The organism is Prevotella sp. AM34-19LB (genome assembly GCF_003468525.1).
GTDB lineage: Bacteria > Bacteroidota > Bacteroidia > Bacteroidales > Bacteroidaceae > Prevotella.
The window spans coordinates 1-15497 of the sequence record NZ_QSIG01000002.1; the positions used below are offsets into that span (position 1 = coordinate 1).

The following is a 15497-nucleotide window of genomic DNA, read 5'->3' on the forward strand; positions in this document are numbered from 1 at the left end:
GATTCCCCTATCGACTACTTGGTTAAATAAGTTAAATTTGTTGTTCAAGTCTGCACAAGTTGTGAAACCAATGCAGACTAATTAAAAATGGTTCGATTCATCTAATGGTTAGGATACAAGATTCTCAATCTTGGCATAGGGGTTCGATTCCCCTATCGACTACTAAGTGTTTTTCATGTATTGGTTATTGTTAGTAAGCTTGCAATTAGTCAAAAAGACTACTGCAAGTTATTTTTTTATCCCTACGCAGGTAACGCTATCGCCGTTGTGGATAAATGACAATTACCCATCATAAAAGCAAAAAAAGTAAAGGAAAAATTTGGTGGAACCAAAAAAAAGTTGTACCTTTGCAATCGCATTTGAGAACGATGCTTGATGATTCAGAAATGAATCCAACAGGAAGGTTGGGTGAGTGGCTGAAACCACCAGTTTGCTAAACTGACGTGCGGGTTACCGTACCGGGGGTTCGAATCCCCCACCTTCCGCAAGCATTATTCAAAATTGCACCGTTGGTCGATTCATCTAATGGTTAGGATACAAGATTCTCAATCTTGGCATAGGGGTTCGATTCCCCTATCGACTACATTCCCCCTTTTTACCGTATCTTTGCAAGCATGAAAAAGATATTGACTCTCCATATACTTCTCGCCCTCGCTGCTCTGCCCTCACGGGCGCAGAGACACGAGATATACTGTCAGCGCATCGCTACCCTACAGGTGGTGGCGGGCACCGACTGGCAAGCCCTTCCCATCACTTTGCTGAACGGGCAACCCATCCACATCGACTTCGATGACATGACCCACGATTATCATCGATACACCTACAGGATAGAACATTGCGATGCCGACTGGAAGGTTTCTCAGGGACTCTTCGAGACCGACTATCTGAAGGGATGGAACCACGAGCAAGCCATCGACAACATCGAGCAATCGCTCAACACCAACCATCTCTACACCCACTATCATCTCACAATCCCCAACGAGAACTGCCACATCACCATGAGCGGAAACTACAAGCTCACCATCTACGATGACAACGCAGAGACGAACAACCAAGAGGATGAAACTACCGATAAGGACGGCAGAAAGATACTCACCGCCTGTTTTATGGTAGTAGAGCCACAGGTGCAGGTTGCCATCGGATATTCTTCGAATACGGACATCGACATCAACAAGCAGCATCAGCAGGTAAGCATGAATGTGAACTACGGCAACCTAAAGGTAACCAACCCCTCACAGCAAATCAAAACCGTGGTGCTGCAGAACGGACGTTGGGATCAGGCAGTATGGAATGCCAAACCTGATTATATCAGCTCAGAGGGGCTGCAATGGAAGCACAACCGCCATCTGATATTCGATGCAGGAAATGAATACCGAAAATTCGAACTGCTCGACATGGATCATCCTACGATGGGAATAGACGAGATAAAATGGGATGGAGAAGAATACCAGGTCTATGTAATGCCCGACATTCCTCGCCCCAACTACGTACACGATGAGAGCGCCAAAGGCTCCTTCTACGTGCGCAACAGCGATAACGAGGATAATAATTTCACCTGCGAGTATGCACCGGTACATTTCCGGCTACAGACCAATCGCCAGCCAGGTGACGTATATCTGAATGCAGACTGGACCTACGACCGCTTTTCGCCTACCTATCGGATGGAATACAACGAAGCCGACCACAGCTATCACGCCACCGTGCTGCTCAAGCAAGGTTATTACAGCTACCAGTATCTGGTGCTCAAAAGCGACGGCAGTACGCAACCCGTGAGTACGGAGGGTAACTTCTTCCAGACTACCAACCGCTATGATGCCCTCATCTATTATCGAGGCACGGGAGATAGAACCGACAGACTGGTAGGCTGGAAAAGCAGCCAATAAAAAACGCCCTGAAAGCGCAAAAGCATCAACCATATATAATGCTTTTGCCCTCTCAGGGCGTTTTAACTAACTAATACTATCTTTTTACTCCAATCCGAACAAAGCCTTCAAGCCTCCATCTACACCAGAGAAGCCCATGAAGGCAAGGCTGAGGAGAGCGGCTGTAACCATGACGATGGCTACGCCCTGCATACCCTTAGGAATGCGAACCAAAGCCTGCTGCTCACGAATGCCAGCGAAAACGATGAGAGCCAGGGCAAAGCCGAGGGCTGTAGAGAACGCATAAACCACACTCTCCAAGAGATTGTAGTCCTTCTGGATAACCAGGATAGCTACACCCAGCACAGCACAGTTGGTAGTAATCAAAGGCAGGAAGATGCCGAGCGCCTGATAAAGCGCAGGAGAAACCTTCTTGAGGATAATCTCTACCATCTGAACCAAGGCAGCAATCACGAGGATGAACGCCAGGGTCTGGAGATATTGCAATCCGAACGGATCGAGTACATACTTCTGAACACACCAGGTAATGATGGTTGCCAAGGTCAAGACGAAGGCGATGGCACCACCCATACCGATGGCTGTATCAACTTTCTTCGATACGCCCAGGAACGGACAGATACCGAGGAACTGCGACAAGACGATGTTGTTGACGAATATCGCAGAGATAAATATCAATAAATATTCCATAATTTCTATTTTATTTCATGGATTGAAGCGATGCCTACGCTTACTTCTTTACCTTATTAAATATCGCAATGATGTATCCCAATGTGAGGAATGCTCCTGGAGGCAGGATGAACATCAGAATATTGGTTGTCTCTGGCAACAGAGTGATACCGAATACGCTTCCTGCACCGAGAATCTCACGAGCTGCACCCAAGATGGTCAAGGCAAGGGTGAAACCCAAACCGCAACCAATGCCATCAAAGAGACTGGCAATCGGTGAGTTCTTAGCAGCAAAACTCTCTGCTCTACCCAGGATGATACAGTTTACAACAATCAATGGGATGTAGATACCCAGCGCCTGGTTAATGCTGTCAGGAGCATAGGCGCTCATCAGCATCTGAAGGATGGTTACGAAGGCTGCAATCACGACAATGAAAACAGGGATGCGAACCATATCCGGGGTAATCTTCTTGATACATGAAATCACAAAGTTGGTACAAACCAATACCGCCATGGTAGCCAATCCCATGGAAAGACCATTGATGGCACTGGTTGTTGTAGCCAAGGTAGGACACATACCGAGGAGCAACACGAAGGTAGGGTTCTCCTTGATGAGTCCGTTCATCAAAATTTTCATATTACTCATATCGACTTATCCTTTCTTTTCGTTATGTTCAACTTTAGATGCACCGCTCTCAGCATCAGCTTTCTGAGATGCACCACTCTCGCCATCTACACTCTTACCTGCATAGGCAGCATAAGCCTGATTGATAGCCTTGAGGAAGGCACGGCTGGTAATGGTTGATGCGGTGATGGCATCTACTGTATTGCCGCTCTTATCGTCCGTGCTCACGTGGAGGTCGCCATCCTTTGGAGTCTTGCCAATGATGCTACCCTTTCCGTCTTTCTGGAACCAGGTGGTTGCCTTGGCACCCAGACCTGGAGTCTCTGAAGCCTGAAGAATGGTGTAACCCATAATCTTGCCCTCGGCATCGAAACCTACGAGCACCTTCAAGTCGCCACCGAAACCGCCGGTAGTACTCTCTACGGCAGCACCCAACTCCTTGCCGCTCTTGTCAGAGCACTTGTGGAGGATAAAGGTAAATTCCTTGCCGCCAAACTCCTGCTTCACCTCTTCCGGCTCAGCCACCTGGAGATCTTCAGTGCCCATCACGCTCTTGATACCGGCAGCCAGACTCTGGGCAGCCTTCTCGGCGATTGGACCTGAAGTAAGGTTGTTGATACAAGCCAGCACGGCACCCACAACGAGTGCTACACCTACGAGCACCAAAACCATGTTCTTTAATGATGATTCTAATTTCTGCATGTCTCAATCCTCCTTATTTCTTAGCAGGCTTCTCACCGAAGCGCTTTGGTTTAACGTATGTGTTAATAAGAGGTGTGAACGCATTCATGATAAGAATGGCGAACGACATACCTTCTGGATAGCTACCCCAGTTACGGATGATGACGGTGAGAAGACCGATGCAGACACCGTAGATGAGCATACCCTTGTGAGTCATTGGTGATGTTACGTAATCGGTAGCCATGAAGATGGCACCGAGCATCAAACCACCACTGAAAATGACAGCCAGAGGATTGGCATAAACAGGATTAGCCAAATGCATCAAACCACTGAAAACGAATACGGTAGCGATGATGCTGACTGGAATATGCCAGGTAATAACCTTTTTCCAGAGCATGTAAGCCAAACCGAGCAAGAGGGCGAATGCACAAACCTCACCGGTAGTACCGGCTCCGAAGGTATCGCCAGTAGCACCGAAGAGCAGACTCATGGAATCAGGCAACTGATTCAGGAGAGAAGCATCGCCAGTCTTGATGGCTGTCTTCATGATAGCCAGCGGTGTAGCACCAGTTGTTGCATCGGTATAGCTGAGCATCTGTCCTGCCACTGGCCATGAAGTCATCTGAGCAGGGAAGCTGACGAGCAGGAAGCAACGGCCCACCAAAGCAGGATTGAAAGGATTGTTACCCAGACCGCCGAAGCTCATCTTACCCACACCGATGGCAAACAGAGCACCGATGATGATGATCCAGAGAGGAAGGTTACTTGGCAAGTTCATACCGAGCAAGAGACCAGTGATGATGGCAGAACCATCGAGCAAACTGGTCTCCTCCTTCAGGAGATATTTTGTAATTGCCCACTCAAAGAAAACGCAGGCTGCCACAGAGGTGAGCAGTACGACTGCTGAACCCAGACCGAAGAAATAGAAAGATGCGAGGATGGCAGGCACGAGAGCGATGATCACTCCGTACATGTTCTTCTCCACGCTCTCATTTCCGTGGGCATGTGGCGATAATGAAACGATTAATTTTCCCATTTTACTTAATTAAGTATTTGGATTGTTTTTACTTTTATTCTTTACTTCTTGGCACTTCGTGCTCTGATGATGCCCATCACCGCTGCCTTACCATTGATGATGTTATCGAGGATAGGACGATGAGATGGACAGGTAAACTGGCATGAACCGCAGGCAATGCAGGATGTTACCTCCTCTGCCTCCAGGCGTTCATAATCCTTCACTACGCTCAGGGTAGCAAGCAAGTATGGCTCCAAGCCCATTGGGCAGGCATCCACACACTTGGCACAGCGGATACATGGCTGAGCCTTCTTGCGGTGAGCATCGGCATCGGTCAGTACGGTGATGGAGTTGGTACCCTTGGTTACAGGAACATCGAGACTGATCACAGCCTTACCCATCATCGGACCACCAGCCAATACCTTGTTGTCGCCCTCAGGCAAACCGCCACAGTTCTCAATCATCTGAGAGAATGGGGTTCCCATACGTACGAGGAAGTTACCAGGATTCTTCACCTGCTTACCGGTAACGGTGGTATAGCGTTCGAAGAGTGGCTTATTCTTCATAACTGCCTGATAAACAGCGAAGGCAGTACCTACATTCTGAACAATTGCTCCAACATTGACCGGGATAGCTGGAGGAGCAGGAACCTGTCGGCGGATAACGGCGTCCACCAACTGCTTCTCACCTCCCTGAGGATACTTCTTAGCCAGAGGAACAATCTCGATACGAGCGTCATTGGCAGTCTTTTCCTCAAAGAGTTTGATGGCAGCAGGCTTGTTGTCCTCAATACCAATGTAGCCCTTCTCTACCTTAGCCGCCTTCATCAGAATGTTCAAGCCAACGAGAATCTCATCGGCATGCTCCATCATCAGACGATAGTCGGCTGTGATATAAGGCTCGCACTCCACACCGTTGATGATGACGCACTCAGCCTTGGCTCCTGGAGGAGGACAAAGCTTGATAAAGGTTGGGAAACCAGCACCACCCATACCAGTGACACCAGCCACCTTGATACGGTTGACAATCTCTTCTGGAGTCAGCTCAGCATGAGCCTCCAGAGTCTCGAGTTTATCAGAGCGGTCGATATTCTCCTCCCACTCGTCGCCCTCTACATTAATGATAATGCAAGGCTTGCGATAACCGGTAGCATCAATAGATGTATCTACCTTGAACACGGTTCCTGAAACGGAACTGTAAATAGGAGCACTCACAAAACCACCCGCCTCAGCGATGAGTGTACCCACCTTCACCTTGTCGCCCTTGGCAACTACAGGCTTGGCAGGAGCACCGATGTGCTGACCAAGCGGAAAAATAGCCTGCTTAGGGAGAGGAGCTACCTGAGTAGCCATCTCGGCAGTAATCTTATTCTCTTCTGGGTGAACTCCACCAATTCTAAAAGTTCTCAAATTCATGATTATTCCTCCTTTTTCTTAACTGGGAAATTTACTTTTACGAGAGCACCGGTTGGGCATTCGTCAACACACTTGGTACACATGCGGCACTTATTGAAGTCAACATAAGCCACATTGTTTTCTACCGTGATAGCATCAAACCTGCAGACTTTCTGACACTTACCGCATCCGATGCAAGCAACGCTACAAGCCTTCTTAGCCACAGCTCCCTTGTCGTGGTTCACGCACTGCACGTAAACACGGCGACCCTTAGGACCCTTCTTTCGAAGCTCGATGATGTGACGTGGACAAGCCTTGGCGCAAGCACCACAACCCGCACACTTCTCCTCATCAACCTCAGGAAGCCCCGTCTCTGGATTGATAGAGATAGCACCAAACTGACAGGCAGCCACGCAATCGCCACAACCCAGACAGCCGAAACCGCAGCCGGTTTCACCAGCACCACAGGAGTTCATGGCAGCACAAGTGTGCAAACCATCATACTCGGCAATGCGAGGACGATGCTCGCAAGAGCCATTACAACGAACCACTGCCACCTTAGCCTCTGTGTTAGCCACAGCCAAGCCAAGGAGATCAGCCACTTTGCCCATCACGTCGGCACCACCCACAGGACACATCAGTCCATCGATGCTACCGGCATCAGCACCCTTGACTAGCGCAGCAGCCATACCGGAACATCCGGCAAAACCGCAACCACCGCAATTGGCACCAGGAAGGAGTTCTCCCACCTGTCCCAATCGAGGGTCTTCTTCAACGGCAAACTTCTTGGATACCCCGAAAAGTACCAGCGCTGCAATCAGCGCAATGGCACCGAGTACCAAGACAGCACTCAAAATTAAATCCATAATAGTTTGTATTTGTTTTGTTAATATTTCTAGTTATTTCCATATCAGCCAACATCTTGTATTCGAGCCTGAAAAGCTGGGAAATCATTCCTAGCTGCAGGGTTCAAGACTAAAGCTTAATTTGTTTCGTAGTTTGTTTCTCAAGAGATAAAGCCCTATATAATAAGGTATCAATATCCCCAAGGCAGACACAGCGCATATCCCTCTGATTGCGTAATCTTCAGTACGGCAACCAAAGCCACAACCATCAGGACCAGAGGCAGCAAATAGCCATACAAGCTGGCGCGGAAGCCAACAGCCGTATCTGCCACCACAACAACAGAGTCACCCAGCTGATACTTGACAGCATCAGCAGCCTGCACCTCGATAATCTTTTCTTTCGTTTCAGAAGCATTGCAATGAGCAGCCACCTTGCAGGCACTGCACGCAGATGACTGAAGGATGCGCACGCGCACACAGCCCTCTTCTACTCCATCCACAACTCCATTATGCTTTATTTTATTACTCATTTCCAAATCTTGTTCATAAGGTTAGCCTTTCCTCTTCTACACAAGAGCACCTATTTTAAGGTGGCTTATTGCAAAGTAGAGTTAGCAATTCTAATTTGTTTGCAAAGATAATATATTATTTATAAATGACAAACAAAATCACCAGATTATTTAATCAAAAGAAACGTAAACGTTTTCTATTTTACATTTTAGACCATAAAAACAAAGAAAAACGCAGAAATAAACGGATAAAAATAGGTTTTTTATAAATTTCTCGCCATCTTCTTTGTTTATATCATTTTTTTGTGTACCTTTGCAAAAAACAAGAAAGCCAACAACACCTAGCGTGTCGAGGCACGAAAACACTAAGATTATGGAAATAACAGAGCAGATGACAATTCAGCAAGTTGAGCGCTTTATCAAAAAGATAGCTCAAAAGTTTCCAGCACAACCTTCAAATGAAGAAAACGCCGTGCTGACCGACATCCATGTAAGAGTTTCCCAAGACAGTGGTGAGCTCCTAGCCTTTGACGATGACGACACAGAGATTACTCGCTGCGTAGTTGAGCAATGGATAGACAACAAGGATGAGAACTTCTATGATGAGGTGGCAAAGATTTTGCGAGACACCTTGCGCAAGAATTCTGAGATTGCAGATCATCTCGGAATCCTGAAGCCATATAGCTTCGTGCTGGAAGATGATGACAAGGAAAACCTCGGCGAACTCTATCTTGCCGACGATGATACCATCATTCTGGGTGGTGACCTGATGGAAAACCTGGATCACGACCTCGATGAATTCCTTGACGACTTGTTAAAAGAATAAACTATAAAAGTGCCAGTCAGCCCACTAGTGGATCCCACCATGCCCGTCGCATGGGCACCCACAGCCCACCAAGCGGGCATCCACAGAACAAGCGCCGGGCAACAAGTGCCCATAGAACGGGCAATGAGTGCCCAAATGCTGGGACTATTTTTGGGCAACACTGATAAGAGTTTACTGTTTACAATTTATAGTTGACAGTGTACTGTTTTCGATGCGCAGTAGATGAAGCAATCCTTTTAGTCGATATTTACAACAGAGAATGAGACTATGAGACTTTTTCTTAAAAAAAAACTTTTTCACGTAAGCGCATACTAACAAGAGCAAAGCCCATCCTCCGGATGGGCTTTAGCATTTAATACAAAAACATTATGAATTATTTCTATTAGCGAACAAGATTCGTTTTATCTTCTATATTCTATCTAAAAGTTATATTCTATACAAACTAATAGTTTCAAACAATTACCATACTCCTACGGTTCATCTATTCACGTTTACGGGTGCAAAGATACGGCTTTTTTCTTATTCTTGCAATACCTAATAATGGGGGTTTTAGACAATACCTAAAACTGATGAGCCAGACACTTTAGCCTATTGCTATTTGCCCCCTCTCCTATACACACAAAAAAAAACTGCAAGCCAGACTTTTCGTCCGACCTGCAGTCCATTCATATCTCTCTCTTATAATTTCCTTTCAGAATTCAACCGAATTGAATTACTTCAAACCACGATTCATAAGTGTTGCATTCAGAAGCATCACATACTTGCGATACTGAGAATCATTGAGGATGCTGTGCATGTACTTAAGATCCTTAATGACAGCCTTGTCAATCATAGCTGCACGCTCATCCTTTGCTGCAGTTGCAGCATTCATCATATCAGCAGTGAAGTTCTTGTGAACATCAGCTACAGCCTCTGCCTGATCAATATTGAGTGACAATGCATTAGCCAAGCTACCCATCTTTACATTCATGTTGAAAGCTGCTGTTGCGTTTGTTGCCTCGTCTGCTGCGAAAGTAGTTGTTGCCATTGCGAACATTGCTACTGCCAAAATCATAATCTTTTTCATAATCTTTTTACCTTTCTTTACTTTACGAGCCATCTTCTGAACCTACACTATCTCTCTTATAACCTAGGAGGCTCTAGAAGGACTCTTGTTAAACATTATCCTGATGTCTTTTCTTTAAGACACTGCAAAGATACAAACTTTCCGTTGTGTACGCAAACAATTTACAAGAAAAATGCTCTAAAGGGCCTCTTTTTTGATATATATCAACATCAAAAGGCTTCTTTCTTCTACTTTTCGTTATCCTACACTTATTTTTGCATTCAAAAGGTAAGCAGTTTTGCAATATCAGTAACATTTGCGTTTCAAACGAGAACTACTATAAGAAAAAGCCTGGCAAGTTGCCATTTTCCAGCCATAGAAAATGAGCACTCTGAATCTTTTTTTCCGAAAACCCCAATATTTCTACTATTTCTTTTCCATATCCCAATTATTTATTGTATCTTTGCAGAAGATTTACAATAGAAACAATGGAAGAACAAAATCATATAGACAAGGCACTCGCCTTCCTCGAAAGCCTCGAAAAGTTGGGAAACCAGCTCAAAGCGGCTGAAGAGAATCAGAAACAGTTCCTCGCCAGAATGCTTGAACTCAAGAAATCAGGCGAAACTGACAGTGAGGAATACGCAGACCTTTCACGCAAGAGCAAAGGATTGCAGGACATCATCGACAAATGGCGCCCTATCTATTTGGAGCGAATGGAAATGGTGAAAAGCGTGCAGATGAAGAAGCGTAAGCGCACTGGAAAGAAGTAACTACAATAGTGGCTATCAGACTGGGACAAAGTACCTGCAAAGCAAGGTATAAAGAAACTATATATTAATGTACGCGCGTACATTATGTATATCAAATCAAATAGCCCACAGATGGCACTATAAATAGAAAACAATAAAAAGAATAAATAAAATGGAATCAAACAACAAAAACAAGTTTATTAGAGTATCATACGCATTGTATGATGTAACAAAGGGTGATAACGGCGAAGAGATGCTGATTGAGCGCACTACAGATGAGCGTCCTTTCTTCTTCATCAGCGGTATGGGTGTAACCTTGCCAGCTTTCGAGGAAAAGGTAGTTGATTTGGCTGAGGGCGAAGAGTTCGACTTCGAGTTGGAGCCTGAGCAGGCTTATGGTTTGCACTATGACGAGCGCGTAATCGACCTCGACAAGCAGATCTTTACTATCAACGGACAGTTTGACGCTCAGCACGTACAGGTAGGTGCTATCATCCCATTGCAGAACGAGGATGGCAACCGCTTCAATGCTGTAGTCAAGAATATCACAGACGAGAAGGTAACTTGCGACCTCAACCACCCATTGGCTGGTTTGAAGCTTAACTTCTGCGGTCAGGTTCTTGAGAGCCGCGAGGCAACAGCAGAGGAAATTGCCAAGATGGCACAGATCATCAGCGGCGAGGCTGGTGGTTGCGGCGGCGGTTGCGACAACTGCGGCGGTGACTGCAAGGATGGCAACTGCGAGGGCAACTGCGAGGGCGGCTGCGATTGCAACAAGTAATATTTGAGAATAAACGATAGCGGCTATCTCAATACCATTGGGATAGCCGTTCTTCATATCAACACAGAGGCTTACCGGTACATCTACTTCCAGCAACCAGCTCCTGTATCGGGATAACAAGCCTTAACATATCATATTTGGCAATGAGGAATACATTTGGCAATCTTTTCACTCTCACAACATTTGGCGAGAGTCATGGCATAGCTGTAGGAGGCGTCATCGACGGTTTTCCTGCAGGTATCGACATCGATATGGACTTTATCCAGAGCGAACTGAACCGTCGTCGCCCTGGACAAAGTCACATCACTACAGCACGAAAGGAAGCAGACCAGGTAGAATTTCTAAGTGGTGTTTTCGAGGGAAAATCTACGGGAACCCCTATCGGCTTTGAGGTACGCAACCAGAACCAGCATTCTCAGGATTATGAGAATATGCGCTGTCTGTTCCGTCCATCCCATGCCGACTTCACTTACAATGAGAAGTATGGCATCCGTGATCATCGCGGTGGCGGCCGTTCATCTGCACGCATCACCATCGCCCGCTGCGTAGGTGGTGGCTTAGCCAAGTTGGCACTCCGCCAGCTCGGCGTCAGCATTACGGCATATACATCTCAGGTTGGCAGCATCGCCCTGGAAAAAGATTACCATCTATATGATCTCAACACCATCGAAGACAACCCCGTTCGTTGCCCAGACCAGGCAAAGGCAAAGGAGATGGAAGACCTCATCGCACAGGTCAAGGCTGATGGTGATACCATCGGAGGCATCATCACCTGCGTCATCAAGGGATGTCCTGTAGGATTGGGAGAACCGGAATTCGACAAACTTCATGCCCAGCTTGGGGCAGCCATGCTTGGCATCAATGCCGTCAAAGGATTTGAATATGGAGAAGGATTCGCCGGAGTTTCTGCTCGCGGAAGCGAACAGAATGACGTCTTCGTTCCTAAAGCCAAGAATATGGGTGCTGCTGATGATGCAGCAAACAATCAGGACGTTGCAGCTCGCATCACGACCAAGAGCAATCATAGCGGTGGCATCCAGGGAGGATTGAGTAATGGGCAGGATATCTACTTCCGGGTAGCCTTCAAACCTGTAGCTACCCTTCTGATGGAACAGGATACAGTAGATTTGGAAGGAAATCCTACCAAACTCACAGCTCGCGGACGCCACGATCCATGTGTATTGCCAAGAGCCGTACCTGTAGTAGAGGCAATGGCTGCCATGGTAATCCTGGATAATTATCTTTTGAATAAAACTATAAAAATTTAATTAGTGAATAATTGGTAGTGATTAGTGATAAACAAACTAATCACTACCAATTAATCACTACCTAGAGTTTACTGTCCTTTAAGAGTTTTGGACAATATTCATTGAAGAAGCATTTATCACAAAGCGGCTTGGCACTTTTGCAGATATATCTGCCGTGCAACAGAATCCAGTGATGCGCATTCGGAATATCTTCTGCCGGAATGTGCTTCATCAGATAATCTTCTACCTTGCGAGGCGTATCAGCCGTACGAGGCACCAACCCCATACGATGACTTACACGATAAACATGCGTATCCACCGCCATCGTGGCATGACCGAACCAAACGGCACGGATTACATTCGCCGTCTTGCGCCCCACTCCAGCTAATTTCACCAGATCTTCAGCAGCCTCCGGCACCTCACCTCCAAAGAGTTCTACCAGTTGCCGTGACATCTGTGCCAGATGTTTCGCCTTGGCATTGGGATAACTTACCGAACTGATCAGCTCATAGATATCCTCCTCGCTCGCCTGCGCCATGTGCCGTGCATCTGGATAACGGGCAAAGAGGGCCGGCGTAACCATATTGATACGCTTGTCGGTACATTGAGCCGAAAGCAAGGTAGCAACCAGAAGCTGAAATGCGCTACCGAATTGCAACTCGGTAGTCACATTCGGCAGCGCATTTCTGAAGTGATTCAATATGAAATCGTATCTTTCGTTACGAAGCATATTTCTATACGTTTATATTTTCCGGAAATTACTTCTTCTTGGCTGGAGTCTCCTCTGTACCCTTCAACTTACCCTTGTAAGCCTTGTTCAAGCCAGAGATAACCTCACTGGTAATATCGTATGCCTTGTCTGCATAAAGCAGATTGTCACCACTCTTAGAGAAGATGATGCTATACTTCTTATCCTTGTTATACTGAGCCAGGTAGTTAGCAATGCTGTCGTGGAGAGCTTTGTTGTACTTATTCTGCTCAGCAGCAAACTCATTGCTCAAACGTTGCTGCAAACCCTGAAGATCATTGTTCTGCTTCTGCAAACCAGCCTGGATAGCCTCAGCTTGCTCACGGGTGTAAGCATTCTGCTGAATCTTCTGCTGGAAGTTAGCAGCAGCTGCCTGCAACTGCTGACCCTTCTGAGCGATAGTAGCCTGAATATTCTGACCCTTTTTCTCCAGCAAGGCAGCATACTCCTTAGCGAATGTGTATTGAGTCATGATAGAGTCAACCTCTACGTATGCGATCTTCAACTCTGCTGGAGCCTTGCTCTCAGACTTAGCCTCAACCTGAGGCTGTGACTTATTGCATGATGCCAACGACAAGGCAGCTACAGCAGCAATAGCCACTGAACTCAAAATGTTCTTTTTCATTTCTTCTGTATTTTTATTATTATTTATTCCTAAAACTAAAATGATTTAATACGCCTTGTTTGCTTCGCGCGCTTCGCGGTCTTGGTCAACCACACAGTGGATACCCATCTTGCGCAAACCAGGATTGTCGTGAACATGCTGAGAAGAGAACTTACCATTCTTCTTGAAAATCAGCTTCACACTAAATAATGCCATTGCGATAGCAATTATTAACAGACTTAATAACATTAATTTTATCATTTTTATTACCTTTGCAGTGCCTTAGTGCACTTCACGTTGCAAAGGTACGATTTTTCGGGCAAAAAGCAAAAGAAATCTCATAAATAAATGACTTTCTTGATGCAAAAATAACAAAATAAGAGAATAATACATACAAAATAACATTATCAATGGAAAAAAATGAATTAAAACCTGCTCTTGTGTTCGAGCAGTTCGCTAAAATCAACGAGATACCTCGTCCTTCCAAGCACGAGGAGAACATGATTGAGTACTTGAAGGAATTTGGCAAGAACCATAACCTTGAGACTGTAGTTGATGAGACTGGCAATGTCTTGATTCGCAAGGCTGCCACCCCAGGATATAAGAACGCTGACACCATCATCCTTCAGAGTCACATGGATATGGTATGCGACAAACTGGTGGACGTAGAGTTCGACTTCCACAAGGATGCCATCCAGACCTACGTAGATGGTGAATGGTTGAAGGCAAAAGGTACTACCCTAGGTGCTGACGATGGTATCGGATGTGCCATCGAGCTTGCCATCCTCGCAGCCAACGACATCGAGCATGGTCCTATCGAGTGCGTCTTCACCCGTGACGAGGAGACCGGCTTGACAGGTGCAGTAGGTATGAAGGCTGGTTTCATGACCGGCAAGATGCTCATCAACCTTGACTCAGAGGATGAGGGTCAGATTTTCGTATCCTGCGCAGGCGGCCAAACTACCAAGGCTACCTTCCACTTCACCCGCGAAGAGGCTCCAGCAGGCTACTTCTTCATGGAGGCTTCCCTGAAAGGTCTCAACGGCGGTCACTCTGGTGATGACATCAACAAGAAGCGCGCCAATGCCATCAAGGTACTTGCCCGCTTCCTCTTCCTGGAGAACGAGAAACTCAATGGTGCCCTTCGTCTGGTAAGCTTCAACAGCGGCAAGATGCATAACGCCATCCCTCGTGATGGCAAGATTGTCTTTGCTGTCAAGAATGAGGCAAAGGAGCAGGTACGTGCAGACTGGAATATCTTCGCATCTGAGGTAGAAGATGAGTTCCACGTAACTGAGCAGTCTATGCTTTTCAACATGGGTTCTGCCGATGCAGCTCCTGTTATCGAGAAGGCTGTAGCCGATAAGTTCATCATGGCTTTACAGGCTGTAGATAATGGTCCACTCACCACCTGTCAGGACGAGGCACTTGCCGAGATGGTAGAGACATCCAGCAATGTTGCAAGCGTGATGACCGACGAAACTAGCATCAACATCGTGGCTTCTCAGCGCAGCAATGTGATGAGCAACCTGGACAACATGACCAACACCGTGAAGGCAGCCTTCCTTCTGGCAGGTGCTGAAGTAAACGTGGGAGGCAAGTATCCTGCATGGAAGATGCGTGCCAACAGCAAGCTGACCGACATTACCGTGAAGAGTTACGAGAAACTCTTCGGCAAGGAGCCATGGGTAAAGGGTATCCACGCCGGTCTGGAGTGCGGTCTCTTCTCAGAGCGTTATCCAGACCTTGATATGGTAAGCTTCGGTCCTACCCTTCGCAATGTTCACACACCAGAGGAAGCACTTCTGATTCCTACCGTTCAGATGGTATGGGATCACCTGCTGGATATCCTCCGCAGCGTGAAGTAAGAAGAACT

The 15497-nt window shown here is 46.5% G+C and carries 17 protein-coding genes and 3 tRNA genes; 9 read left to right on the forward strand and 11 right to left on the reverse strand.

The window, feature by feature from the left end; translation table 11 throughout:
* The first annotated feature begins 90 nt into the window (after positions 1 to 90).
* The 4 genes from DW830_RS00710 (at position 91) to DW830_RS00725 (ending at position 1883) form a co-directional block, all read left to right on the forward strand.
* Positions 91 to 162: transfer RNA gene (locus tag DW830_RS00710), tRNA-Glu, on the forward strand.
* Positions 163 to 398: 236 nt separating this feature from the next.
* A tRNA-Ser gene (locus DW830_RS00715) sits at positions 399 to 485 on the forward strand.
* Between the two features lie 26 nt (positions 486 to 511).
* Positions 512 to 583, forward strand: a tRNA-Glu gene (locus tag DW830_RS00720).
* A 31-nt stretch (positions 584 to 614) separates the two neighbouring features.
* Positions 615 to 1883 carry a DUF5103 domain-containing protein gene (locus DW830_RS00725; RefSeq protein ID WP_119248505.1) on the forward strand — a complete coding sequence of 423 codons (1269 nt, stop codon included), beginning with the start codon at positions 615 to 617 and terminating at the stop codon, positions 1881 to 1883.
* An 84-nt stretch (positions 1884 to 1967) separates the two neighbouring features.
* On the opposite strand, the gene rsxA is transcribed toward DW830_RS00725, so the two are convergent.
* The 7 genes from rsxA to DW830_RS00760 form a co-directional block, all read right to left on the reverse strand.
* Complete coding sequence (rsxA, locus tag DW830_RS00730; RefSeq protein ID WP_089542704.1) at positions 1968 to 2570, reverse strand: electron transport complex subunit RsxA; 603 nt, start codon at positions 2568 to 2570, stop codon at positions 1968 to 1970.
* Positions 2571 to 2610: 40 nt separating this feature from the next.
* The gene (gene rsxE / locus DW830_RS00735) at positions 2611 to 3195 is read right to left on the reverse strand and encodes an electron transport complex subunit RsxE (protein ID WP_118312902.1); all 585 of its coding nucleotides are present in this window, start codon (positions 3193 to 3195) and stop codon (positions 2611 to 2613) included.
* Positions 3196 to 3201: 6 nt separating this feature from the next.
* The gene (locus DW830_RS00740; RefSeq protein WP_119248506.1) at positions 3202 to 3876 is read right to left on the reverse strand and encodes an RnfABCDGE type electron transport complex subunit G; all 675 of its coding nucleotides are present in this window, start codon (positions 3874 to 3876) and stop codon (positions 3202 to 3204) included.
* Between the two features lie 13 nt (positions 3877 to 3889).
* Positions 3890 to 4891, reverse strand: a complete 1002-nt coding sequence (locus DW830_RS00745; RefSeq protein WP_089542707.1) for an RnfABCDGE type electron transport complex subunit D — start codon at positions 4889 to 4891, stop codon at positions 3890 to 3892.
* 41 nt (positions 4892 to 4932) lie between these two features.
* On the reverse strand, positions 4933 to 6285 hold the full coding sequence (gene rsxC / locus DW830_RS00750) for an electron transport complex subunit RsxC (RefSeq protein ID WP_119248507.1): 1353 nt from the start codon (positions 6283 to 6285) through the stop codon (positions 4933 to 4935).
* A 2-nt stretch (positions 6286 to 6287) separates the two neighbouring features.
* On the reverse strand, positions 6288 to 7130 hold the full coding sequence (locus DW830_RS00755; protein ID WP_119248508.1) for a Fe-S cluster domain-containing protein: 843 nt from the start codon (positions 7128 to 7130) through the stop codon (positions 6288 to 6290).
* Between the two features lie 170 nt (positions 7131 to 7300).
* Positions 7301 to 7639: a SoxR reducing system RseC family protein gene (locus DW830_RS00760; RefSeq protein ID WP_233544321.1), complete on the reverse strand. Its 339-nt coding sequence runs from the start codon at positions 7637 to 7639 to the stop codon at positions 7301 to 7303.
* A 352-nt stretch (positions 7640 to 7991) separates the two neighbouring features.
* On the opposite strand from DW830_RS00760, the gene DW830_RS00765 reads away from it, so the two are divergent.
* Positions 7992 to 8444 (forward strand): hypothetical protein, encoded by a 453-nt coding sequence (locus tag DW830_RS00765; RefSeq protein WP_119248509.1) that lies wholly within the window; start codon positions 7992 to 7994, stop codon positions 8442 to 8444.
* Positions 8445 to 9156: 712 nt separating this feature from the next.
* On the opposite strand, the gene DW830_RS00770 is transcribed toward DW830_RS00765, so the two are convergent.
* Positions 9157 to 9510, reverse strand: coding sequence for a hypothetical protein (locus DW830_RS00770; RefSeq protein ID WP_119248589.1), 354 nt, complete (start codon positions 9508 to 9510; stop codon positions 9157 to 9159).
* A 467-nt stretch (positions 9511 to 9977) separates the two neighbouring features.
* Between DW830_RS00770 and DW830_RS00775 the strand changes: the two genes are divergently transcribed.
* From DW830_RS00775 to aroC, 3 genes are all read left to right on the forward strand, one after another.
* Entirely contained in the window at positions 9978 to 10262 is a 285-nt protein-coding gene (locus DW830_RS00775) for a hypothetical protein (protein WP_119248510.1), read from the forward strand.
* A 151-nt stretch (positions 10263 to 10413) separates the two neighbouring features.
* Positions 10414 to 11022, forward strand: coding sequence for a peptidylprolyl isomerase (locus DW830_RS00780; protein ID WP_119248511.1), 609 nt, complete (start codon positions 10414 to 10416; stop codon positions 11020 to 11022).
* 143 nt (positions 11023 to 11165) lie between these two features.
* Positions 11166 to 12290, forward strand: coding sequence for a chorismate synthase (aroC, locus tag DW830_RS00785; protein WP_119248512.1), 1125 nt, complete (start codon positions 11166 to 11168; stop codon positions 12288 to 12290).
* A 61-nt stretch (positions 12291 to 12351) separates the two neighbouring features.
* Here aroC and nth read toward each other — a convergent pair whose 3' ends face one another.
* From nth to DW830_RS00800, 3 genes are read right to left on the reverse strand one after another with little or no spacing between them, the layout of a single operon-like run.
* Positions 12352 to 12999, reverse strand: a complete 648-nt coding sequence (gene nth, locus DW830_RS00790) for an endonuclease III (protein ID WP_119248513.1) — start codon at positions 12997 to 12999, stop codon at positions 12352 to 12354.
* A gap of 28 nt (positions 13000 to 13027) precedes the next feature.
* The gene (locus DW830_RS00795; protein ID WP_119248514.1) at positions 13028 to 13642 is read right to left on the reverse strand and encodes an OmpH family outer membrane protein; all 615 of its coding nucleotides are present in this window, start codon (positions 13640 to 13642) and stop codon (positions 13028 to 13030) included.
* A gap of 45 nt (positions 13643 to 13687) precedes the next feature.
* Entirely contained in the window at positions 13688 to 13882 is a 195-nt protein-coding gene (locus DW830_RS00800) for a hypothetical protein (RefSeq protein ID WP_089542716.1), read from the reverse strand.
* A 149-nt stretch (positions 13883 to 14031) separates the two neighbouring features.
* Between DW830_RS00800 and DW830_RS00805 the strand changes: the two genes are divergently transcribed.
* Positions 14032 to 15489: an aminoacyl-histidine dipeptidase gene (locus DW830_RS00805; protein ID WP_119248515.1), complete on the forward strand. Its 1458-nt coding sequence runs from the start codon at positions 14032 to 14034 to the stop codon at positions 15487 to 15489.
* Positions 15490 to 15497: the final 8 nt, after the last annotated feature.

Excerpts from the sequence above, each read along its gene's own strand:
- DW830_RS00725 (WP_119248505.1), top strand. The coding sequence starts at position 615 with ATGAAAAAGATATTGACTCTCCATATACTTCTCGCCCTCGCTGCTCTG.
- rsxA (WP_089542704.1), bottom strand. The coding sequence starts at position 2,570 with ATGGAATATTTATTGATATTTATCTCTGCGATATTCGTCAACAACATC.
- rsxE (WP_118312902.1), bottom strand. The coding sequence starts at position 3,195 with ATGAGTAATATGAAAATTTTGATGAACGGACTCATCAAGGAGAACCCT.
- DW830_RS00740 (WP_119248506.1), bottom strand. The coding sequence starts at position 3,876 with ATGCAGAAATTAGAATCATCATTAAAGAACATGGTTTTGGTGCTCGTA.
- DW830_RS00745 (WP_089542707.1), bottom strand. The coding sequence starts at position 4,891 with ATGGGAAAATTAATCGTTTCATTATCGCCACATGCCCACGGAAATGAG.
- rsxC (WP_119248507.1), bottom strand. The coding sequence starts at position 6,285 with ATGAATTTGAGAACTTTTAGAATTGGTGGAGTTCACCCAGAAGAGAAT.
- DW830_RS00755 (WP_119248508.1), bottom strand. The coding sequence starts at position 7,130 with ATGGATTTAATTTTGAGTGCTGTCTTGGTACTCGGTGCCATTGCGCTG.
- DW830_RS00760 (WP_233544321.1), bottom strand. The coding sequence starts at position 7,639 with ATGAGTAATAAAATAAAGCATAATGGAGTTGTGGATGGAGTAGAAGAG.
- DW830_RS00765 (WP_119248509.1), top strand. The coding sequence starts at position 7,992 with ATGGAAATAACAGAGCAGATGACAATTCAGCAAGTTGAGCGCTTTATC.
- DW830_RS00770 (WP_119248589.1), bottom strand. The coding sequence starts at position 9,510 with ATGAAAAAGATTATGATTTTGGCAGTAGCAATGTTCGCAATGGCAACA.
- DW830_RS00775 (WP_119248510.1), top strand. The coding sequence starts at position 9,978 with ATGGAAGAACAAAATCATATAGACAAGGCACTCGCCTTCCTCGAAAGC.
- DW830_RS00780 (WP_119248511.1), top strand. The coding sequence starts at position 10,414 with ATGGAATCAAACAACAAAAACAAGTTTATTAGAGTATCATACGCATTG.
- aroC (WP_119248512.1), top strand. The coding sequence starts at position 11,166 with ATGAGGAATACATTTGGCAATCTTTTCACTCTCACAACATTTGGCGAG.
- nth (WP_119248513.1), bottom strand. The coding sequence starts at position 12,999 with ATGCTTCGTAACGAAAGATACGATTTCATATTGAATCACTTCAGAAAT.
- DW830_RS00795 (WP_119248514.1), bottom strand. The coding sequence starts at position 13,642 with ATGAAAAAGAACATTTTGAGTTCAGTGGCTATTGCTGCTGTAGCTGCC.
- DW830_RS00800 (WP_089542716.1), bottom strand. The coding sequence starts at position 13,882 with ATGATAAAATTAATGTTATTAAGTCTGTTAATAATTGCTATCGCAATG.
- DW830_RS00805 (WP_119248515.1), top strand. The coding sequence starts at position 14,032 with ATGGAAAAAAATGAATTAAAACCTGCTCTTGTGTTCGAGCAGTTCGCT.